Below are 21,546 nucleotides of genomic sequence, written 5' to 3'. Positions count from 1 at the left end.
TCTTCTTCTTATGGTTTGTCGTTGCGTTCGGGGAACGGTTTTGTGCCGCTGCTGCCGCCACGTTTCTCGTCGAGCTTGGCGTTCGCAAGGCCGAGGATCGAGCCGGCATAGGCGCCAGGCGAACCAATCGCCTTTTCCTTGGCGGCCGAGCCGGCAGCTTTCGCGCCCGAACCGATACCAGCGCCGACGCCACGAGCTGCTGCGCCGGCGATGGACGAGCCTGCGGCGCGGGCGGCCTGGGCCGCCGCAAAGCCTGCGCCAGCCGCACCGGCTGCGAGGAATCCTGCACCGGCGGCGAAGGACGCGGCCTGCCCTCCGTGGCGGATGGTTTCCATTCCTCCCGTCACCGAGGCGCCCTGCACGACGCCCTGCATGATGTTCGGCACGTACATTGCGATGATGAACACCACGACCGAAATGCCCGCGATCGCGAGCGTCGTGATGAACTGATCGCTCTCGGCGGTTGGCGCCTGCGCCAATCCGATGAGAACCTCCGAGCCGATCCGCGAGATCATCACGAGCGCCATCAGCTTCATCCCGACCCCGAAGGCGTAGACGAGATAGCGAATGGCGAAGTCCTTCGTGAACGATGACCCGCCAAGACCCAGCATGATCATGCCGGCGAGCAGGCCGACATACATTTCCACCATGACGCTGACGAAGATCGCCGCCACCAGCGAGAAGCAGATGACGACGATGCCCATGGCAAGCACAGCGGCGATCGCGAGCGCATTGTCTTCGAAGACACCGAATTGGGCCTGCTGCGACATCTGCGATGCAACCCGGATGCCGGCGTCGAACACTTCCGCCGGCGAGGCCGAGCCACCGCCGGAGCCAATCTGGAAAAGGCTGTCCACAACAGCGCGCGCGAACGTCGGTCCCTGATCGAGAACGAACGCGAAGAAGCCAATGAACATGATGCGGCGGACCAGTTCGGCAAACCAGCTGTCGAGCGACGCCGCCTGGATCGCGAGCCACACCGCGGCGATGCCAATCTCGATTCCGGCCAAGATCCAGAACAGGGATCGCGCCGCATCCATGATCGTGGTCTCCCACCCCTTTGCAGCCGATGAGACCTGGTTTTCCAGCTCGGTCAGCACCTGGCCCTGTTGTGCAAAGGCCGGCGCGGCAAGCGCGAAGCACAACAGGGCCGTGATGACGGCGGTGCGCTCAAGATCGGCTTTCACCATCGCGGACGCATCTCCTGCCCTTTTTCGATCGGCCGCAATTCCTTGCCGGAACCGAAGAATTTTTCGCGTGCGGCCCGCTGCTCCTCCGACATCGCTGGCTTGCTCGTGTCGCCGGTCTTGAGGATGAGAACCGTAGCTGCGACCGATAGAGCTGCGGCCGCCGCCACAGAGCCGATGAATATGACGAGGGACCGGTTCACCAGCGCGGCTCCATCTTCTGACCTTCTGGAATGGACTTGACCTCGGCGTTGAAGAACCGGTCACGTCGTACCTGCGCGAGATCCTTGTCGGACTGCTCGGTCTGAAGCCAGGTGCCCATCATCGTCATCTGCTGGGAAACGAGGCCACGCAGCTTCTGCATCTGATCGACCTGCTGCGCCGCGATCTGATGGCCGACCTGCAGGGCCTTCATCTGGCCGTCGGCGCTCTCGGACATGCCGCGCAGCTCCTTCATCGTGCTTTCCTCGCTGTCGAACTGGTCGGCGGTCAGGCTGGCAGCACTGAGCGTGCCGGCGATGGTGCCGCGGTTCGTGTCGGACCAGTTCTGGTAGGCCGTGGCGAAGCTTTCCTTGTTCGGGAGATTGTCCTTCAGGTCGGCATAGCTCTTGAAACGCTGCTGGAGGACGTCGTCGGCATTGCCCATCGAGAAGGCGATGCCCTCCCCCTGCCTGACGACATCGCGGAGCTGTCCTAGATCCTGCTCCACCTGTCCCCAGATGTGGTCCGGAAGCTGCGCGGTGTTCTGCAGCATGTTGTCGTACATCTTCAACTGGTTCTGGATCTGCTCGGCGAGCTGGCTGATCTGCGTCAGCTGGTTCTCGACCTGCACGCCCGAGCTTTCCAGCAGCTTGATCAGTTCCGCGTTGTTGGCGAGCTGGGTCAACTCCGTCGCCTCGCCGGTGGCCGCGCCGGAAAGCGCCGGTGTGGCTGTGCCGAAGGTGATTGCGGCGGCGACGAGCGCGCGGGCGAGCTTACGTTTTGCTGGGGACGTCGATGGCATCGGAAACTCCTCTCGATTGAAGCCAATGGGCCGGCCATTCCTGGCCATGCTCGGATTTCAGGGCGCGGATACGCTTCAGGTCATCCTTGCCGGAGGCGCCGACGAAACTCAGCGCGACAGGTCCGAGCGACATATCGAACAGCCTGCGGCCGTCCGGGGTGGCGACGTAGTATTCGCGCTTCGGGATGGCGGTGGAGACGATTTCGATCTGCCGCTCGTTGAAGCCGATCCGCTCGTAGAATTCCCGCGTGCCCGGCTCGCGCGCCGCGCCGTTCGGCAAGCAGATCTTGGTTGGGCAGGATTCCTTCAGCACATCGATGATGCCGGAACGCTCCGCGTCCGAGATCGACTGCGTGGCCAGGACCACGGCGCAGTTGGCCTTGCGCAGCACCTTGAGCCATTCGCGGATCTTTGACCGGAAGACCGGATGGCCGAGCATCAGCCATGCTTCGTCCAGAACAATAAGGCTCGGCGCACCATCGAGACGCTTCTCGATGCGGCGGAAGAGATAAGTCAGCACCGGGACCAGGCTGCGTTCGCCCATATTCATGAGCTGCTCGATCTCGAAGCACTGGAACCCACCGAGCGTAAGCCCGTCCCGCTCGGCATCGAGGAGTTGCCCCATCGGTCCGTCCACCGTGTAGTGGTGCAGAGCATCCTTGATCTCCCGCATCTGAACGCCCGACACGAAGTCGGAGAGTGAGCGGCCGGGAGCATTGGCCATCAGCCCGATCTGTCGCGAAATCGCATTGCGGTGGTCCGGTGTGATCGTCACGCCTTGCAGGGCGACGAGCGTTTCGATCCACTCGCTTGCCCAGGCCCGGTCTCCGTCCGTCGCGAGGTCCGAGAGCGGGCAGAACGCGAGCGCCCTCCCCTCCTCAGCGTCGCCCCCGATCTCGTAATGATCGCCCCCGGCGGCAAGCGTCAGCGGATAGAGTGAATTGCCCTTGTCGAACGCGAAGATTTGCGCGCGCTCGTAGCGGCGGAACTGCGCCGCGATCAGCGCGAGCAAGGTTGACTTGCCGGAGCCGGTCGGGCCGAAGATCAGCGTGTGCCCGACGTCGTCGACATGGAGATTGAGGCGGAACGGTGTGGAACCGCTGGCAACCTGCATCAACGGCGGCGAGCCTTCCTGATAGAACGGGCAAGGCGCCACCGGGCTTCCGGACCAGACCGAGTTGAGCGGGACGAGGTCCGCGAGATTGCTGGTATTGATCAGCGGCTCGCGGACATTGCAGAACCAGTTGCCCGGCAGGCTGCCGAGATAGGCGTCGGTGGCGTTAAGGCCCTCGATGCGGGCGCCGAAGCCCTCGGCCTGCACGAGACGGCGGATCGCTTCGGCCTTCTCCTGAAGCGCTTCGCGGTCATGATCGAAGAGGATCACGACCGGCGTATAGTAGCCATAGGCGACCAGCTGGGACGATGCCTGTGCGATCGCGTCCTCGGTCTCGGCCACCATGGTCAGCGCATCCTGGTCGACTGACCGGCTTTGCGTCTGAAATAGCTGGTCGAAGAACGGACGGACCTTCTGCTGCCACTTCTTCCTGGTCCGCTCGAGCTTTTGGCGCGCCTCCTCTGCATCGAGGAAAATGAAACGCGACGACCAGCGATAGGTCAGCGGCATCAGGTCAAGGCTGTTGAGGATGCCCGGCCAGCTCTCGGCCGGCAGGCCGTCGATCGCGACGACGCCGAGGAATGTGTTTTCGACTTTCGGGGTCAGGCCGTGTTGAAGTTCGGCCGTTGCGATCCAGTCGAGATACATCGGCACATCCGGTAGACGGATCGGATGGTTCTCGCCGGTGATGCAGAAGCGCACGAACTGGAGCAACTCGTCATATCGCGCGACGCGCTCCCCTCCCCGCTCGACGGTCTCGCGCGTCTCCATGCGCCGGATCGAAAGAGTGTTGCCGAGATATTGCTCGATCTCCCGAATCGCGTTCTTGAAGATGAAGAGGACCGTGTCCGCATAGGATTTCTTGCGGCTCTCTTCATCCGAATAGACGTATTTGCTAAGCGCGCTCTTCTTCGATTCGAGCGGACGATAAGTCAGCACGAGTGCATGGCGGCTCTCGAAATGCCCTTGCTCCCGCTCGAAATGCGCGCGGCGTTCTGCATCGATGGCGCGGGTGACTGGGTCCGGGAAGAAGCAGCGGGTCTGTGACGGGTAGTCGACGGTCGGGATGCGAACGGCCTCGACCTGGATCATCCAACCCGTGCCGAGCCGCGACAGGATGGCGTTGATCTGGCGCGACAGCTCGTTGCGTTCGAGATCCGTCGCGCTTTCGGCGTCCGGACCTGCAAAGTACCAGCCGGCCATGAGGCTGCCATCCTTCAGGAGGAGCACCCCATTGTCGACTAGGCCGGCGTAGGGAACGAGATCCGCGAAGGATGGGCCGGTGGCGCGGAAGCGGCGGAGAGCAACCATCATCTCCTCCCTAGTACCGGCGCCAGGGCGAGGTCGTCGCCTTGTAGGTGTGCCTGTAGGAGACATGGCGGATATAGACCTTCCGCATCATCGGGTCAGCCTTGGCCATCATGCGCAGGATTCCGACGATGACGACCCAGACGGCGATGCCGAACAGCGCCGAATAGACCGTCAGGACGACGAAAATCAGGATGACGGCCGCGAGCCCGGTGATCAGCACCAGCTCCCGGTCCGCACCCATCAGAAGGTTCGGCCGGGACAGGGCGCGATGAATGCGATTGCGCTGCAGGCCGGAAAAGGACTCAGCCATGAGCCCCCTCCCCTCCTCCGGAAACCGGGCTCACGTCCAAACAAGCCTCGATTGGTCCGATCGAGGCGCCGGTCGCTCCGAACAGGCCGACGATCTGTGTCGCCCCGAGAAGAAGGCCGGCAACGAGGACGACGTACACCAGCCGCCGCGCGAAATCGTTCAACTCGCCGCCGAAGATCAGCATACCTCCGGCGATGGCGACCGCGGCGAGAGCGATATAGCCGGCGACAGGTCCAGTGATCGATTCCTGAATCTGTTCGAGCGGTCCCTCCCAGGGCAGGCCACCGCCGCCGGAGCCGGCAAGTGCCGGCGTAGCGAGCACCATCGCGCCGATTGCGATGAAGCAGCCAAGGGTAAAGGGGTTCCGGTTACGCTGCATCGCGCTCTTCCTCTGCATATGGTTCGGTGTGGTATTGGCCGCCGGCGAAGCGGCTGACATGAAGGATTTCCGTCACGCGCCTGCCTTTCGGGACGCGCTCGATGAAGATGATGAGGTCGACCGCATCGCCGATGACGGCTTGCATCGGCTGCTGGCTGGCTTCGGCCGTGAGCTGCTCCAGGCGTTGCAGCGCCGAACGCGCCGAATTAGCGTGTATCGTGGCGATGCCGCCCGGATGTCCGGTGTTCCACGCCTTCAGCAATGTCAGCGCCGCGCCGTCACGCACCTCGCCGACGATGATGCGATCCGGTCGGAGGCGCATTGTGCTCTTCAGCAAACGCGACATATCGACGGTATCGCTGGTGTGCAGGCACACGGCGTTCACCGCCGCGCATTGAATCTCGGCCGTGTCTTCGAGAATGACGAGCCGATCTTCGGGCGCATGCTCGACGATCTCCGCAAGGATCGCGTTCGTCAGCGTCGTCTTGCCCGAGCCGGTTCCGCCCGCCACCACGATGTTGAGCTTCGACTCGACGGCATTCCGGATCACCGACGCCTGCATCGGCGTCATGGTCTTCGACCGGATGTAGTCATCCAGTGGGATGAGCTGCGATGCGCGCCGGCGGATGGTGAAGGATGGTCCCACCACCACCGGCGGCAATAGCCCCTCGAAACGGTGCCCACCGATGGGAAGCTCGCCCGAGACAATAGGGTTGTCCTCGTCCACTTCCGATTTCAGGACATGCGCAACACTCCCGATGACCGTCTCGGCGGCAGCGCGCGTCATCTCGCCGGCGGCGGCGATGCCGTGGCCGAGGCGCTCGATGAAGAGCTTTCCATCCGGGTTGAGCATGATTTCGACGACACTCGGATCATCGAGAGCGATGCAGAGATGGTCGCCGAGCGCGTTTTCCAGCTTGGAGATCAGGCGGGGAAGCGAGTGGTGGTGATGGGACGTCATCGCTCAAGCCGCCTTCTTACCGAGGGTGGGGATCGCCGAGTGATAACCGGCAGGGCGCAAACGCTTGAAGCTCGCGGCATCGGCGGGGAGGATCCCGGCGACGCTGCGCGTCTCGTTGATCATGCTCGGATCGCCGAGACGCTGCATCGGCCAGCCAGCACGTTTCAGGATGCGCTCGAAGCGCACGTCCGTCGCGGTCGCGATCTCGTTGTAGCCATTCGTCAGGCACCACTCGACGATGCCGGCGAACATGGTGAGCGTCGCGCCATGCAGAGAACCGTCGGCCCTCCCCTCCTCGCATGCGGTGTCGACGCAGAACCGGGAACTTTCGATCATCCGGGGATGAGCGGGGAGCTGGCCGCGCCTGAGAAGCTGCGGAAAGACGGCACCAAGCATCGTCGTTCCGACCGCGGGCAGGAGACGCGCGCAGCCTATGACCGCATCGCGGTTGGAGAGCGCGATGATGTAGGTCGGCGCCAGATCATCGAACTCGTCATACTCGCGGCCGTCGGTGCAGCGGACATTCCAGGACAGGCGACCCTGGAAAATGCGCGCCCTGAGACGGTGCATGTCGTCGAGGATCTTCATTTCTGAGGCGGTTCGGGCCTTCGCAATAGCAGTGACTCGCATCGAACAAATCTCCCTGGCGTTTGAGACGCAGGGTGGTTTGCTGCCAATCGGCGCGGAGATCTACTCGCAGAAGTGTTAGTGGTGATTCTGGTGCCGAGATGGGCATCGGCAGGTGCTGGGTCACCTTTTTCAGCTATTTTTACTAACAAAAGTGTTAGTAGCGCGTCGGCGTGCCGTCGCGTGGTTGTCCCTTAAGTGACTATATTCGCTTGTGAAATTTATTTAGCCGACAATTTCTGGCATTTGGCGTTAACCTTTCGTTAACCAAAAACGCCTTGCGGCCACTGGAGAATCGCCCATACTAATCACGCTTTCTCGGCATTCGTGGTGAGAAAAGCGTTATTCTCAAAAAGTGGTGGCACGAGTGGAAACTGAGCGTACCTTGGCAGCGGACTTGGACTTGGATTTTGATGAGGAGATTCTCGAACAAGGGGAACTCATCTCAGACAAGCTCAACATGCTGCGCCTCGAACAGTATCCACCGAATGCCGAGAAGGGGCTCCGCCTTTTCTCTTTGTCCGAGGTCGCCGAGTTCCTTGGTGTGACCCAGAACCATATCAAGAAGTTGCACCTTGACGGAAAGGGGCCGCAGCCTCAAGTCTCTTCATCGGGCCGGCGTTCATACACAGCTGAGCAGATGCTCGAGCTTCGGCAGTTTCTGGATAAGTATGGTCGCAGCGACTTCAAGAAGTACGTTCCCCATCGACGCAAGGGTGAGGGTCTCCAGGTCATCTCTGTTGTGAATTTCAAGGGGGGTAGTGGGAAGACAACGACGACTGCCCATCTGGCCCAATACCTTGCTTTGACGGGGCATCGTGTCCTTGCAATTGATCTCGACCCCCAGGCTTCCCTCACGGCTCTGCATGGTATTCAGCCCGAGTTGGACAAGAACCCGTCCTTGTTCGAGGCGCTCCGCTACGACAAGCAGCGCCGCTCGATCACAGAGATTATCCAAAGCACGAATTTTCCGGGTCTGGACATTGTCCCGGCCAATCTTGAGCTGCAGGAATACGAGTACGAAACACCGTTAGCCGCATCGAACAAGAATTCTCCTGAAGGCAGGATGTTCTTCACGCGCATTAGTCAGGCGCTGAAAGAAGTAGACGACAAGTACGACGTCGTGGTGATCGATTGCCCTCCGCAACTCGGCTATCTCACGCTGACGGCGCTTACTGCGTCGACGTCGGTTCTGATCACAGTGCATCCGCAGATGTTGGACATCATGTCGATGAGCCAGTTCTTGCTGATGCTTGGGGGGATACTCCAGTCCATCAAGAGCGCTGGGGCAAAGGTGCGCCTTAAATGGTTCAGATATCTCGTCACACGGTATGAGCCGACTGATGGGCCTCAAGCCCAGATGGTTGGCTTCATGCAAGCGATGTTCAATCGACGAATGCTCAGCAATCAAATGCTCAAGTCTACGGCGGTTTCCGATGCCGGGATCACGAAACAGACGCTCTACGAGGTGGACCGGAACCAGTTCATTCGTTCGACCTATGACCGCGCCATAGAGTCGTTGAACGCGGTGAATAGCGAGATCACTTCTTTGGTACATCAGGCGTGGGGGCGGAAGTAGGCTTGGATTTGACAGCCGTGCAGAATGCAAAAAAAGACATAAAAAACAGCAAGATGATGAGAGATTTGAGGAAAAGCGATGGCTAGAAAGCATCTCCTCTCCAATATTGGCGGCATGCGCCCTGAAGAGGCATCGGTCGCTGCACCATCTGAAGCGCGAGCAGAATATGCGCGGCGCGGTGCATCGCGGTCTATGATGCAGTCACTCGACGAGATGGCTGAGAACTCGATCCGCTTCCTCGAGGGAGAATCCATCGTCCAGCTCGATCCGGACTCGCTTGATCCGTCACCGTTTCGCGATCGTATTGGCGAAGATGATGAGCAGTATCAGGCGCTCCGGAACGCGATCAAAAGGGCTGGCCAGTCGTCCCCAATTCTCGTTAGGCCAAACCCCGAAGTCGAAGGTCGACACATCATCGTCTTTGGACACCGTCGAACGAAGGTTGCGAAGGAACTTGGGACGACCGTAAGGGCGATAATTAAGCCGTTGGAGGAGATCAACTACGTTATCTCCCAAGGGCAAGAGAACACGGCACGCGCCGGGCTGACGTTCATCGAGAAGTCTCTTTTCGCGAAGACGCTTCAGACCGCAGGCATTTCAAAAGAAGACATCAAAACAGCCCTGACGGTCGACGACACCCTTCTGTCGCGCATGCTCGCTGTAGCAGAACAAATTCCTGGGGAAGTTCTTGAGGCAATCGGCGCCGCACGAGGTATTGGCCGAGATCGCTGGGAACACCTCAAGAAGATCGTTCTTCATCCTACCAAGGCGGCCGAAGCTGTTTCCTTGATTGGAGAAGGGCTGCTCGACGATGTGCCGATCGAAGAGCGATTCTCCGCAGTCGTGGACGCACTGTCGAAAAAAAAGCAGAAGAAGCCGGCATCCAGCCGGCCGACAGAGCGGACCTGGGCATTGGCGGAAAACGCGGTGAAGGTCGCTACGAAAGATGCTGGTCGGTCGTTTACGATCGCCGTGAAATCAAAGGATGCTTCCGGATTTGGAGCATACCTTTCGGACAATCTGGAGCGTCTTTACAGGGAGTTCCAGGAGCGTAGCGAAACGTAGGAGAGATTCGAAACCGCAAAAGAAAAAGGCCCCCGAAACATTCCGGAAGCCCTTCTCGAGTTAGCACCCAGAGAATCGCATTTCCGAGAATCCCCGTCAAGAGTCTGGTGAGGACATTTTGGCACCGTTTTGGTGAGCGGACGTCTTTTGCCTTTTGAAAGGTGAAGGAAAATGCAAGTCGGAAATGTAACCGCGCCCTTTGGGCCGCGGCGGATGTCGATTGCGCTCGTGAATCGGCAGGTTCAAGCGGCTGATATCAAGGCAGGCAAGTCCATCGACAAGTGGAAGGTGTTCCGCGACGTGAGCGAGGCACGCGGACTACTCGGCCTTCAGGATCGCGCGATCACCGTTCTGGACGCGCTTTTGAGCTTCTACCCCAAAAGCGACCTTTCGGAGGAGCACGGCCTGGTGGTCTTCCCCTCTAACGAGCAGCTCTCCCATCGAGCCCACGGCATTGCCGGCACCACGTTGCGCCGTCATCTGGCAGTTCTTGTCGACGCAGGGATCATCTTCCGGCGCGATAGTCCGAACGGTAAGCGGTACGCTCACCGCGCGAAGGGCGGAGAGATCGAGCAAGCGTATGGCTTCAGCCTCGCGCCACTCCTGGCTCGTGTCGAGGAATTCGCGATTCTTGCCCAGCAGGTCGTAGAGGAACGCCGGTTGCTCAAGCGGGCGAAGGAAGCCCTTACGATTTGCCGCAGGGATGTTCGCAAGCTGATTACGGCCGCGGTCGAGGAGGGCGCGGATGGGGATTGGGAAACGATTGAGGCTATGTTTGTCGCACTTGTCGGACGGATTCCGCGCTCTCCAAGCCGTACTGAAGTCGATGCGATCCTCGTAGAAATGGGCCTTCTGCGCGATGAAGTGCTCAACATCCTGAATATGCAACAAAAAGCAGAAAAAATGGATAGCAATGCTGTCCAAATCGGATGCCACATACAGAATTCAAATCCCGAATCCCTTAGTGAACTTGAACCTCGCTCTCGAAAAGAGCAGGGGGCGCCGTTGGAGAAAGAACCGAAACGGATTGTCAAGCCGATGGGATCGCTCCCGTTGACTATGATCCTGCGTGCTTGCCCGGAAATCACCGCCTATGTGCCGCAAGGAGGAGCGATTTCCGGCTGGCGGGATCTAATGAGCGCCGCCGTTGTCGTGAGAACGATGCTCGGCATCAGCCCATCGGCCTATCAGGATGCGTGCGACACGATGGGGGCGGAAAACGCCGCGACAGCGGTTGCCTGCATCCTTGAAAGGGAAGGACACATCAATTCACCCGGTGGCTATCTACGGGATCTCACCAGACGAGCCGAACGGGGCGAATTCTCGCTCGGGCCGATGATCATGGCCCTAATGCGAAGCGGCGCCGGCGACGAGCGACGGTCTGCATAGCGGGTGGGAAGGTACGGTCTGTGGCCCAGTGTATCCCGGCCTTTCTCTTCTGAGGAATGTGCGATCGAAGAGAGCGATGGACGCATTCAAGCGACTATGTTCCGGCCGACAGTGGGGCACTTCGATTGACGTACGCGGCCTGCAACGCTGTCATGCAGCCATCCGGGCTTCTCGGCGAAGCCGGACGGGACCATATTGTCTGCATGACGTTCGTACCTCCTCCCACGAACTTCATATAGCGAGTGATCTTCTCCTCCCTTGATCGCTCGCACCGGATCGGCGGCGCTCCTCCTCCCAGTTGCCGATCACAGTTTGGAAAGCCTGCCGCACCTCCTCCCGCGGCAGGCTTTTCTGTTCTCAGCATACTGGCTGGTGTGCGTTTCACCCTGCGGTCACGGCCCTGTAGCGTTTCGAACAGACCATTTTTCCGCGCTACCGAGCAGGTTCCTGACGGAGGAGAGCGACTATTTTGTCTCGCCGAGCGGCGTCCGCTGCGGAGGCGCTCTGCCGTTCAATCGCTTTCAGTATGTGGGCGATGACGGAGATCTGTTCGCGGTATCCAAGTGTTGATATTAGGCTGCCAGGGCGCTTAAACAATTCATAAGCGTCGATGCCACATCGGTCTTTCGGAAATCGGAGCAACATTTATGACCCGCGAACTTTCACTTCCACGCGACCGAATTTCCGTGCTTCTGCTGGAAGGCATTAGCCAGACCGCCGTGGACTACTTTTCTTCCTCCGGCTACACCAATCTCATTCACTTGCCGAAGGCGCTCGACGACAAGGATCTTAAGAGCCACATCGCCGACGCCCACATCATCGGCATTCGCTCCCGCACTCAGCTGACGGACGAGATCCTCGAATCCGCGAAGAAGTTGATCGCGATTGGCTGTTTTTCCGTCGGTACGAACCAGGTCGATCTGGATGCAGCGCGGCGGCGCGGCATCCCGGTGTTCAATGCACCGTATTCGAACACGCGATCGGTGGCCGAGCTTGTGATCGGCGAGATTATTATGCTGACCCGGCAGATTTTTCCGCGCTCGGCTTCCGCGCATCAAGGAGGGTGGGAGAAGTCCGCTGTCGGCAGCCGGGAGGTCCGCGGCAAAACGCTCGGCATTGTCGGTTACGGCAATATCGGATCGCAGCTCAGCGCGCTTGCCGAAAGCATGGGCATGGTCGTGCGCTACTTCGATCTATCCGATCGGCTTCGTCGCGGCAACTCGGAGTCGATGGCTTCGCTGGGCGACCTTCTCGAAATCTCTGACTATGTGACGATGCACGTTCCCGAAACGCCCTCGACGCATAATATGATCACTGAAACGGAACTGCGCCGTATGAAGAAGGGCGCCATCTTCATCAACAATTCTCGCGGCACGGTGGTTGACCTCGATGCGCTTACGAAAGTCCTGAAAGACGGCCATCTCGCGGGTGCCGCCGTGGACGTGTTCCCTAAGGAGCCGGCATCGAACAACGAGCGTTTCGAGACGCCGTTGCAAGGCTTGAGCAATGTCATTCTGACGCCGCATATCGGCGGCTCCACTGAGGAAGCCCAAGAGCGTATTGGCGGGGAGGTTTCGAGGAAGCTGGTCGAATACTCCGACATCGGCTCAACGATGGGCGCCGTCAACTTTCCGCAGGTACAACTGCCCGAGCGCCCGAACGGCACGCGTTTCATTCACGTGCATGAAAACCGCCCCGGCATGCTCATCCAGCTCAACGAAATCTTCTCGTCACGGGGGCTGAACATCGTCGCTGAGTTCCTTCAGACCCATGGCGACACGGGCTACGTGGTGATCGAGGCGGAAGGAATTTGTGCAAAGGCCGACGACATCCTACAGGCCTTACGCGAAATTCCCGGAACGATACGAGCGCGATTGGTCTACTGACAGCTGACCGATTGTGGTTTTTGCGTCCCGATTTCAATTGAGCCGCTAAGTGAAAAAACGACGACAAAACTTGACCTAACAGTTTCACGCCGAGGAGGGAAAGGGCTTGTCAGAGCCCCGCGGCCTTGGTGAGGTTGACGCGGAACCGGTCGCGCCGGCGCTGGTAGCGGCGGGTCATTTCTGCCGAGGCATGGCCGAGCTGTTTTTGCACGTGGCGCTCGTCGACCTCCGCCGAGGAGGCGAGGCCGGCGCGCAGCGAATGGCCGGCAAACATCTGGCCGCGCTCAGCCTCGGAGAGATCGCCGCGCACGCCAGCAGCCAGCGCGGTTTTCTTGACGAGGCGTGCCACCTCCTGGTCGTTCAGACGGTCCGGCCCGACATCCTTGCCTTTCCCGGTTACGCGGCGGAAGAGGGGGCCTTTCGCGAGCCTCGCGAATTTTACCCAGGCCTCTAAAGCGGCGACGGGGCAGGTCGCGTCGGAAGAGCCGCGGCCGATCTCGACTTCGCGCCAGCCTGTCTTGCCACGCAACGTCAGCAGCGCGCCTTTGTCGAAGATTTCGACCCAACCGCGCCCGTCGTCCGTCTGGTCGCGCCCAAGGTCGAGTCCGGTGATTTCCGAACGGCGCAGGCCGCCGGCAAAGCCGAGGAGCAGCATCGCCCGATCGCGCATGCCACGCAGGGTTCTCCTCTCGAGTGTCTCGAGCATGGCGATCAGGTCTTCCGGCAGGATCGCTTCTTTCTGGCGCGGCGGGGTGGCGTGTTTGTTGCGAATGCCGGCCATGACGGTGGCGATAGCGCGATCCTTGCGATCGAGTTTTTGCGCGCCGCGCTGGGCATAGTTCCAGCCGATGGCGGCAAGGCGCCGCTCAATAGTCGAGACTGTGTTCGCTTTCATCCCACGCTCAGCCGTCCCGGAAGCACAGGCCGTGATGTAGAGCCCGACGACCTGCGATTCCGGGGGGAGAGGCGACAGGCTCTGCCGCCGGCACCAGGCGGTAAAATGCTTCCAGTCGGACGCATAGGCTTTGCGCGTGTTGGCGGAGCTGGCGGCCTCGACGTAGCCGCGGGCGCGGTCGGTGAGATCCTGCAGCTGGGCCGGCAGGCCGGCGCTCGCCGGAAGAGGGGAGGTGGGTGTTGCGGCGACGGCGGTGGAAATGCCGTCGGCCGCCGGCGTGCTGTGCGGCGGAGCAGAGCTTTCCGGAGAGTGAATTTCGCTGTTTTCGTCGATGATTTGGGACATTTCTCTATAATGAGCAAAATGAACGATAAGGCAACGTTATCCATCATTTTGTGCGCAAGACAAGCCGTGCGGTTAATGCGCAAAAGTCTGGTATAATCCGCACAATTGGCCTAGGATGCCGGTCATGGATTCGCCCGTTTCCGCCCCGACGTTCACGGCTGCCTTGCCTAGCTGGACCCTGCCGCGCGGCCGCGAGCCGGACGAACTTGCCGCCGCTTTCTCCGCCGGCATCGCCTTGAAATCGCTGGATGATCTCATTCGCTCCGAACCCGTCTGGGCCGGCTGCTGGCGCGCGCGCCAGGCCCTCAAATGTGCTGCCGTCGCGGTCCGGCTGATGGGGCGCAGCGAGGACGAGTCCGCCTTGCGCGACGCCGTTTGTTGACGACCGCCGGCGACGATCCCGGCCCGGCCGGAAAGGTGTTTTTGGCCACCAAAAGGCTTTCCACCCGAAAACCCGCCTTTTCCTCGAAAGCGGTGGCCGAGCTTGCCGATCTATTGGGGCTTGCCTGGGACGATCGGCTCACCGCGGTGGTCGACCATGCCGACGATGCGCTGCAATCGGGCCGCCCGGCGCCTCTTGCCGCGGCGGACTCGGTCACGGCCCTACATGCCGTGCGGCCGGATGCCGAACCGCTCGGCTGGATGCTGGCCGATCTGCTGATCGCGGCGCAGCTGAAATGGGATTGTGCCATGCCGCTGCTGATGGCCGAGCGCTATGGGCCGGCCTTCAAGACGCTTGGGGGCAGGGGGCGTGTCCGTCCGGGGGAAGCTGCCTTTGCCCGGGCCGTCTGCCTTGCCCTCGTTGAAGGGATAGGATCGGCCCTGCGCACCGCCGGCGAGATTGCTCGGCGGGCCGGGACGCTGCGCACCGCGGCGTCAAAGGTTCGCACGAGGGGCGCCGGCGCCGTCATCCAAGCGCTTCTCGATCAGGACGCCGTCGCCGCCTCGGCGCCTGGCAGCAATCTCTCGCGCTGGGCGGCGACCCCGGCTGTTCGACCGGCTGGGCCGCGGACCACGTCCTGGCGCAAACTAGGCGACCACCTTGCGACGGACGTATCGCGTTTCAATGTGGCACATGGCCGATGAGGTATTGAAAATTCGGGGTCCATCGTTGGCTGTGGAGCCTCACGTTCACAGCGACCATCAAATCTGCCGAGCGTGAGGTATCCACCTATGCGCTGACGGGTTGCCTTCCTTTGGAGCAAGGGCTCTGTCTTCTGGGAAATAGCGATGTTGTCCGATTTGGAAAAAGCTTTTTAAATTCAGTTATATAAATGTCAGCTGGCTTCGTCTAGCACATCGAGAATTTTCCTAAAATTTGAATCAAAAGTAATTCAAATACTGATTAAATTTGATTGATGTTTTATTTTCATTTAGTGCATGTTCTACCTTGATTTAAACTAAATTATTCTTCTAATTTTTGCGCAAGATCAAAGTATCAATGTCATTGTCCCATTATTGAACGAGGACAGAACAATGACAAAAACAATCAAGGTCAGTGCACTCGCATTTCTTTTCTCCATGGTCGCCGCACAGGCCATGGCCCTTCCCGCGGCGATGGAACTCGCTGGCAAGACTAGCCAGCCGATCGGCCACTATACATTCTGCAAGAAATATACCGAAGAATGCCAGCCCAACGGCGAGGACAAGGGCCCGATGGCTCTAACACAGGAAAACTGGAAGACTATCGTCAACGTGAACTATAACGCGAACGTGGATTATCTGCCACTGACGGACATGGAAATCTACGGCGTTGAAGAACTCTGGACCTACCCGCAAAGTGCCGCCGACTGCGAGGATTACGTTCTGATTAAGCGTAAGAAGCTTATCGAGGCCGGGATCTCGCCTTCCAACTTGCTGATCACCGTCGTTGTTCAGCCGAGCGGACAGGGCCACGCGGTGCTGACCCTTCGTACCGATCGCGGCGATTTCGTGCTCGACAATATGCGCAACAAGATCCTGCTCTGGTCGGACACCGAGTACCGATATCTGAAGCGTCAGTCCTCAGCCGATGCCGGCAAGTGGATCAAACTGCAGGACGGTCGTGCCGACGCCGTCGGTAGCGTCAAGTAGCGCCGCCGACTTCCCGAACTCACCGCTTTGAGGACGTGTCCGGACCCACTGTTACGATTGTCTATGGCGCTGACAACACCCGCTCTCGATCGTGTTCATGCCGCGTGAGAATCGAACGGTCAATCGCGATCCAAGGTAGAGCAATGGTTTCCGGATCCCGGCAACATGTTTCGGACAAATTGGCGCACGCGAGATATCCTGCTTTTTTTGAGTTGGCTTCTTTGATAAATCCTCGCCTTGTTTTATCACTATGAGCAGACATGCAACATGATGTCGGTCGGCCGGAAGATCGTGATTTTTCTGTTGATGATCTCTTTCCAGGTCGTCTCAGGCAATGCTTTTGCGAAGCCGCATATCGATGGTTCCTCTCTTCAGATCGTGGTTGCGCTGAACGCCAACGAAACCAGGCTCTTTCCCGAGAGTAAGGTTTTGGCCGTTTCCGATGCCGACCAACATGTTCGGAACTGGCAGCCGTCTGCTTATGTCGACTTGAACGAGCATAAGGCATGCGAGAAGCTTGCCTTCATCCTCCCCGCGCAACCGCGGTTCGAGAACCAGTACTATCTGATCCCACACCCTCCAAAGTCGTAAAAAAAGCGAATAACCCGGCAGCCCGTCAAGCCTTGCGCTTGTAGCCGGCTTCGCCGCATTGCGCCCATTGTTCCGGAATCTGTCATCCGGCAGCTCCGTGCCTCGGGTGTACCATTGCGGACAGACGCCACCGGGGCAACCGGGAACCTCTTTCATTCAAAGACCCGAGGTTAATTCCAGGGAGTCAGAAGTGCTTCTCTCCAAGAAGTTCGTTCGCCTTGCCGTTGTCGTCCCGCTGTTGCTCCTGCTGGGCGGTTGCAAAATGGTCGTCATGTCGCCTTCAGGCGATATCGCAAGGCAACAAGCGGATCTTATCGTTGTCTCGACGCTATTGATGCTGCTCATCATCGTACCGGTGATGTTTCTCACCCTCTTTTTCGCTTGGCACTATCGCCAGTCTAACAAAAGGGCGAAATACGACCCCAAATGGCACCATTCGACTGCTCTCGAGGTAGTGATCTGGTCGGCGCCATTGGCCATCATCATCGTGCTTGGTGCGATCACCTGGATCAGCACTCACAAACTCGATCCCTATCGTCCGCTCGACCGGATCGATGCGCAACGGCTGGTCACGGAAGATACAAAGACCATGACCGTGGAAGTCGTGGCGCTCGACTGGAAGTGGCTGTTCTTCTACCCGGAATATGGCATCGCTACAGTCAACGAACTCGCAGCGCCGGTGGACGTTCCGATCAGCTTCAAGATTACGTCATCATCGGTCATGAACGCTTTTTATGTTCCGGCGCTCTCGGGCATGATCTATGCCATGCCGGGCATGCAGACACGTCTCCATGCGGTCATGAACGTTCCTGGTGACTACGAGGGGCTTTCGGCCAATTACAGCGGCGGCGGCTTTTCGCAGATGCGCTTCAAGTTCCGCGGCTTGACCCAGGCTGACTTCGACACCTGGGTGACGCAAGTGAAGCGGGTAGGCACCACGCTTAATCGCGACAGCTATATGAAGCTGGAAAAGCCGAGCATCAAGGAGCCAGTGCGTTACTACGCCAGCGTCGACAGCGGACTCTACGATTCGATCCTGAATCTCTGCGCCACCCCCGGCACGATGTGCATGAACCAGATGATGCATATCGACAAGATGGGCGGTGGCGGTCTCGAAAGCGAGAAGAACAGGGAGAGGCTCGACTACGATACGCGCCGCGCGCCGCTCAGAGGTCTCGATGTATTCTATCCGCCTTTGACACCCGAGGCCGACGGAATTCAGGACGATGCCGTAACAGGATCAGCCTCCGAAGCAAGTGCGGTCACTGACGACCGAAGCGCCATGACCGCGTCGGAAGCGAGCCAGGCAGCAGTTGGCCATGTCATGCCAAACGGCACGGTCATGGACGGTAGTGTCCCGGCAAAAAACAGCACGCAAGGTGTCTCATTCGCGCCAACCAATGACATCTCCAATCCATGACCATCGGTTGACAGATACTGGAAACACGAATGCCTACGAACATCAGCATAATGGAATTCATTTTCGGCAGGTTGTCATGGGAGTCCCTTGCCTTCCTGCACGAGCCCATCCTCATGGTTACCTTCATCGTCGTCGCCATCGGCGGCGCCGCGATCCTCGGTACCGTCACCTACTTCAAGCTCTGGGGCTACCTTTGGAGGGAGTGGTTCACCAGCGTGGATCACAAGAAGATCGGGATCATGTACGTGGTCCTCGCGCTCGTGATGCTGCTACGGGGATTTGCCGATGCGATCATGATGCGCATCCAGCAGGCGATTGCCTTCAGCGGCAACGAGGGTTATCTGACGCCGAGCCACTACGACCAGATATTTACGGCGCATGGCGTCATCATGATCTTCTTCGTGGCCATGCCGCTGATCACTGGCCTGATGAATTATGTCGTGCCGCTGCAGATCGGCGCCCGCGATGTCGCCTTCCCCTTCCTCAACAACTTCTCTTTCTGGATGACTGTGGGCGGAGCCATCATCGTGATGATGTCGCTCTTCGTTGGGGAATTCGCCCGTACGGGCTGGCTCGCCTATCCGCCGCTCTCCGGCGCGGACTACAGTCCCGGCGTCGGCGTCGATTATTATATTTGGGGGCTACAGGTGGCCGGTGTCGGGACGACCTTGTCTGGCATCAACCTCATCGCGACCATCGTGAAGATGCGCGCGCCGGGCATGTCCTTCATGAAGATGCCGGTTTTCACATGGACCTCGCTTTGCTCCAACATCCTGATCGCCGCGACGTTCCCTATCCTTACGGCGACGCTCGCCCTTCTTTCGCTCGACCGTTACGTGGGAACAAATTTCTTCACGAATGATCTTGGCGGCAATTCGATGATGTATATCAATCTCATCTGGATCTGGGGCCATCCGGAGGTCTACATCCTCGTTCTGCCGGCCTTCGGCGTTTTCTCGGAAGTCGTATCGACTTTCTCCGGCAAGCGCCTGTTCGGATACACCTCGATGGTCTACGCGACCGTCGTCATCACCATCCTGTCCTATCTCGTGTGGGCACACCACTTCTTCACGATGGGTTCAGGCGCCTCTGTCAATGCCTTCTTCGGCATTGCCACGATGATCATCTCGATCCCGACCGGTGCGAAGATGTTCAACTGGCTGTTCACGATGTATCGAGGCCGCATCCGCTACGAGCTGCCCATGTACTGGACGATCGGCTTCATGGTCACATTCGTGATTGGAGGTATGACAGGTGTGCTTCTTGCCGTTCCTCCCGCGGATTTCGTGCTCCACAATTCGCTGTTCCTGGTTGCCCATTTCCACAATGTGATTATCGGTGGTGTATTGTTCGGTCTGCTCGCGGGCATTGTCTATTGGTGGCCTAAGGCGTTCGGCTACAGGCTCGATCCCTTCTGGGGCAAGCTGAGCTTCTGGTTCTGGCAGATCGGTTTCTTCTTTGCCTTCATGCCGCTCTACGTGCTTGGCCTGATGGGCGTCACTCGCCGCGTCAGCCAGTTCGACGATCCGTCGCTACAGATCTGGTTCATCATTGCAGCTTTTGGCGCTTTCCTGATTATGCTCGGCATCGTGGCGTTCCTGGTCCAACTCTTCGTCAGCTATGTGAAACGTGATCAACTGAAGGACGAGACAGGCGATCCATGGGATGGCCGCACGCTCGAATGGTCCACCTCATCCCCTCCACCTGAGTATAACTTCGCCTTCACTCCAATCGTTCATGACCTCGATGCATGGTCGGATATGAAAGAGCGAGGTCATGAACGCCCGGTCGATGGTTTCCAGGCCATCCATATGCCGAAAAACACAGGTACTGGCGTTGTTCTCAGCGGGCTTAGCGTCGTTCTGGCTTTCGCGCTGATCTGGTACATCTGGTGGCTGGCGGCGCTGTCCTTCGTGGCGCTCATGAGCGTCGCGATTGCCCATACCTTCAATTACAAGCGGGACTACCACATCCCAGTCGAGACGGTCGTCGAGACGGAGGCCGCCCGCACCGACCTGCTTGCAGGAAGGGCATGAGACCATGAACCAAACTCACGACACTTCGTCGGTAAAGCCGGAATTCTACCAGAAACAGGAACGTCATCCGGAAAATGCCACCAGCCTGGGCTTCTGGATTTATCTGATGGGCGACTGCCTGATCTTTGCCGTCCTATTCGCCACCTATGGCGTGATCGGGCGCAATTATGCGGCAGGCCCGTCGCCGGCCGACCTGTTCGACCTGACGCTCGTCTCCATCAATACGGCATTCCTGCTTCTGTCGTCGATCACCTTCGGTTTCGCCATGCTGCAGATGGAGCGTGGCGCCAGATCGGAGACGCTTTTCTGGCTGGCCGTTACTGGTCTCTTCGGCCTCGCCTTTATCGGGCTGGAACTCTACGAGTTTATCAAGCTGATCGGGGAGGGGGCCACGCCGCAGCGCAGCGGCTTCCTGTCGGCCTTCTTCGTCCTCGTTGGAACACACGGCCTTCACGTCACCATTGGCATTGTCTGGCTTGTGACGCTGATGGTGCAAATCGCCAGGTATGGACTGAGCTCGGAAAACTGCCGGCGGCTCTCTTGCCTCTCCATGTTCTGGCATTTCCTCGACGTAGTCTGGGTGGGCGTGTTTTCCGTCGTCTACCTGATGGGAGTTTTGATATGAGTTCGAATCCACACGCCCACGCGCACGGCAACCATGATCATGACCATCAACACGGTGGGCTCGGCCATGGCGGGACGCATGGGTCCTTTCGTGGCTACGTAACGGGCTTCCTACTTGCTGCGATACTGACTGCGATTCCGTTTTGGCTGGTGATGGGTAATGTCCTTGAAAACAAGACCGCGACGGGCGTCTTGATCATACTCTTCGCTGTGGTGCAGATCGTGGTCCACATGATCTACTTCTTGCATATGAACTCCCGCGCGGAAGACGGATGGACGCTAATGGCGCTAATTTTCACCGTCGTCATCATCTTTATCGCGGTTTCCGGCTCATTGTGGATCATGTACCACCTTAACGCGAATATGATGCCGATGACACCAGAAATGATGAAGAATATGCCGTAGCCAGCTCGCCAAGAACCCCGCTTACAGAACGAACAGACAGTCTTGGTTTAAAGTGGATCGCCTGGGAAGCGGTGCAGCGCATCAACCAGCCCGCGGAGATCCTCGCCGGTCCGATGCTCGTTGTCGCGACCATCGGTCTCCTCGTGAACCTTGTCGGCGCCTATGCGCTATGGTCCGGCGACAGCGGTGACAGCAACCTGCGCGTCGCGCTCCTTCACGTCGTCGGCGACCTTCTCGGATCGGTCGGCGCCATTGCTGCGGCCATCGGCATCATGCTCACCGGATGGAGCATCCTTGACCCATTTCTCTCGGTGCTGGTCGCCGGCCTCGTCATCCGCTCGGCCTG

At 59.1% G+C, this 21,546-nt stretch carries 20 protein-coding genes and 1 pseudogene; 12 read left to right on the top strand and 9 right to left on the bottom strand.

The genetic code is table 11. The annotated features are described in order from the left end of the window. Positions 1 to 8 precede the first annotated feature (8 nt). Genes trbL through traI form a run of 8 tightly spaced genes read right to left on the bottom strand, consistent with a single transcriptional unit; the run spans position 9 to position 6,895 of the window. Complete coding sequence (gene trbL, locus VGN93_RS14010; RefSeq protein WP_064334779.1) at positions 9 to 1,190, bottom strand: P-type conjugative transfer protein TrbL; 1,182 nt, start codon at positions 1,188 to 1,190, stop codon at positions 9 to 11. Next, entirely contained in the window at positions 1,184 to 1,390 is a 207-nt protein-coding gene (gene trbK, locus VGN93_RS14005) for an entry exclusion protein TrbK (protein WP_327507973.1), read from the bottom strand. The genes trbL and trbK overlap by 7 nt, the downstream gene beginning before the upstream one ends. Continuing rightward, positions 1,387 to 2,190: a P-type conjugative transfer protein TrbJ gene (gene trbJ, locus VGN93_RS14000; RefSeq protein ID WP_064334781.1), complete on the bottom strand. Its 804-nt coding sequence runs from the start codon at positions 2,188 to 2,190 to the stop codon at positions 1,387 to 1,389. The genes trbK and trbJ overlap by 4 nt, the downstream gene beginning before the upstream one ends. Next, complete coding sequence (locus VGN93_RS13995) at positions 2,162 to 4,615, bottom strand: conjugal transfer protein TrbE (RefSeq protein ID WP_064334782.1); 2,454 nt, start codon at positions 4,613 to 4,615, stop codon at positions 2,162 to 2,164. The genes trbJ and VGN93_RS13995 overlap by 29 nt, the downstream gene beginning before the upstream one ends. Before the next feature lie 10 nt (positions 4,616 to 4,625). Further along, entirely contained in the window at positions 4,626 to 4,925 is a 300-nt protein-coding gene (locus VGN93_RS13990; protein WP_064334783.1) for a conjugal transfer protein TrbD, read from the bottom strand. Continuing rightward, on the bottom strand, positions 4,918 to 5,304 hold the full coding sequence (locus VGN93_RS13985; protein ID WP_064334784.1) for a TrbC/VirB2 family protein: 387 nt from the start codon (positions 5,302 to 5,304) through the stop codon (positions 4,918 to 4,920). The genes VGN93_RS13990 and VGN93_RS13985 overlap by 8 nt, the downstream gene beginning before the upstream one ends. Continuing rightward, the gene (gene trbB, locus VGN93_RS13980; protein WP_064334785.1) at positions 5,294 to 6,265 is read right to left on the bottom strand and encodes a P-type conjugative transfer ATPase TrbB; all 972 of its coding nucleotides are present in this window, start codon (positions 6,263 to 6,265) and stop codon (positions 5,294 to 5,296) included. The genes VGN93_RS13985 and trbB overlap by 11 nt, the downstream gene beginning before the upstream one ends. A 3-nt stretch (positions 6,266 to 6,268) precedes the next feature. Then, complete coding sequence (gene traI / locus VGN93_RS13975; protein ID WP_064334786.1) at positions 6,269 to 6,895, bottom strand: acyl-homoserine-lactone synthase TraI; 627 nt, start codon at positions 6,893 to 6,895, stop codon at positions 6,269 to 6,271. Between the two features lie 394 nt (positions 6,896 to 7,289). Between traI and repA the strand changes: the two genes are divergently transcribed. The 4 genes from repA (at position 7,290) to serA (ending at position 12,811) form a co-directional block, all read left to right on the top strand. After that, positions 7,290 to 8,471, top strand: coding sequence for a plasmid partitioning protein RepA (gene repA, locus VGN93_RS13970; protein ID WP_256388555.1), 1,182 nt, complete (start codon positions 7,290 to 7,292; stop codon positions 8,469 to 8,471). Positions 8,472 to 8,549: 78 nt separating this feature from the next. Continuing rightward, complete coding sequence (gene repB / locus VGN93_RS13965; RefSeq protein WP_064334788.1) at positions 8,550 to 9,536, top strand: plasmid partitioning protein RepB; 987 nt, start codon at positions 8,550 to 8,552, stop codon at positions 9,534 to 9,536. 171 nt (positions 9,537 to 9,707) lie between these two features. Further along, positions 9,708 to 10,925: a plasmid replication protein RepC gene (gene repC, locus VGN93_RS13960; RefSeq protein WP_064334789.1), complete on the top strand. Its 1,218-nt coding sequence runs from the start codon at positions 9,708 to 9,710 to the stop codon at positions 10,923 to 10,925. 647 nt (positions 10,926 to 11,572) lie between these two features. Then, a complete protein-coding gene (serA, locus tag VGN93_RS13955) occupies positions 11,573 to 12,811 on the top strand; it encodes a phosphoglycerate dehydrogenase (RefSeq protein ID WP_064334790.1) in 1,239 nt (412 codons plus the stop codon). Between the two features lie 109 nt (positions 12,812 to 12,920). Here the strand turns inward: serA and VGN93_RS13950 are convergent, their stop codons facing one another. Continuing rightward, positions 12,921 to 14,051: a tyrosine-type recombinase/integrase gene (locus tag VGN93_RS13950; RefSeq protein WP_272809701.1), complete on the bottom strand. Its 1,131-nt coding sequence runs from the start codon at positions 14,049 to 14,051 to the stop codon at positions 12,921 to 12,923. A gap of 115 nt (positions 14,052 to 14,166) precedes the next feature. Here VGN93_RS13950 and VGN93_RS13945 point away from each other — a divergent pair. The 8 genes and pseudogenes from VGN93_RS13945 to VGN93_RS13910 form a co-directional block, all read left to right on the top strand. After that, a pseudogene (locus tag VGN93_RS13945) lies at positions 14,167 to 15,137 on the top strand (DUF1403 family protein). Between the two features lie 390 nt (positions 15,138 to 15,527). Continuing rightward, the gene (locus VGN93_RS13940; protein ID WP_242225005.1) at positions 15,528 to 16,124 is read left to right on the top strand and encodes a transglutaminase-like cysteine peptidase; all 597 of its coding nucleotides are present in this window, start codon (positions 15,528 to 15,530) and stop codon (positions 16,122 to 16,124) included. Between the two features lie 267 nt (positions 16,125 to 16,391). After that, a complete protein-coding gene (locus VGN93_RS13935; protein WP_242225007.1) occupies positions 16,392 to 16,715 on the top strand; it encodes a hypothetical protein in 324 nt (107 codons plus the stop codon). A gap of 262 nt (positions 16,716 to 16,977) precedes the next feature. After that, the gene (cyoA, locus tag VGN93_RS13930) at positions 16,978 to 18,135 is read left to right on the top strand and encodes a ubiquinol oxidase subunit II (protein ID WP_242225025.1); all 1,158 of its coding nucleotides are present in this window, start codon (positions 16,978 to 16,980) and stop codon (positions 18,133 to 18,135) included. A gap of 29 nt (positions 18,136 to 18,164) precedes the next feature. Further along, a complete protein-coding gene (gene cyoB, locus VGN93_RS13925) occupies positions 18,165 to 20,171 on the top strand; it encodes a cytochrome o ubiquinol oxidase subunit I (protein WP_242225009.1) in 2,007 nt (668 codons plus the stop codon). Between the two features lie 4 nt (positions 20,172 to 20,175). After that, positions 20,176 to 20,796 carry a cytochrome o ubiquinol oxidase subunit III gene (gene cyoC / locus VGN93_RS13920; protein WP_023515137.1) on the top strand — a complete coding sequence of 207 codons (621 nt, stop codon included), beginning with the start codon at positions 20,176 to 20,178 and terminating at the stop codon, positions 20,794 to 20,796. After that, positions 20,793 to 21,200, top strand: a complete 408-nt coding sequence (gene cyoD / locus VGN93_RS13915; protein ID WP_242225011.1) for a cytochrome o ubiquinol oxidase subunit IV — start codon at positions 20,793 to 20,795, stop codon at positions 21,198 to 21,200. The genes cyoC and cyoD overlap by 4 nt, the downstream gene beginning before the upstream one ends. Positions 21,201 to 21,271: 71 nt before the next feature. Further along, positions 21,272 to 21,546 (top strand): cation transporter (locus VGN93_RS13910; RefSeq protein WP_327507972.1); only part of this gene is annotated, 275 nt, incomplete at its 3' end.

Origin of the sequence: Shinella sp., from assembly GCF_035998705.1 — a bacterium.
Classification (GTDB): domain Bacteria; phylum Pseudomonadota; class Alphaproteobacteria; order Rhizobiales; family Rhizobiaceae; genus Shinella.
The sequence above is the reverse complement of the archived record's forward strand: the minus strand, read 5'-3'. Positions and strand labels throughout refer to the sequence as shown.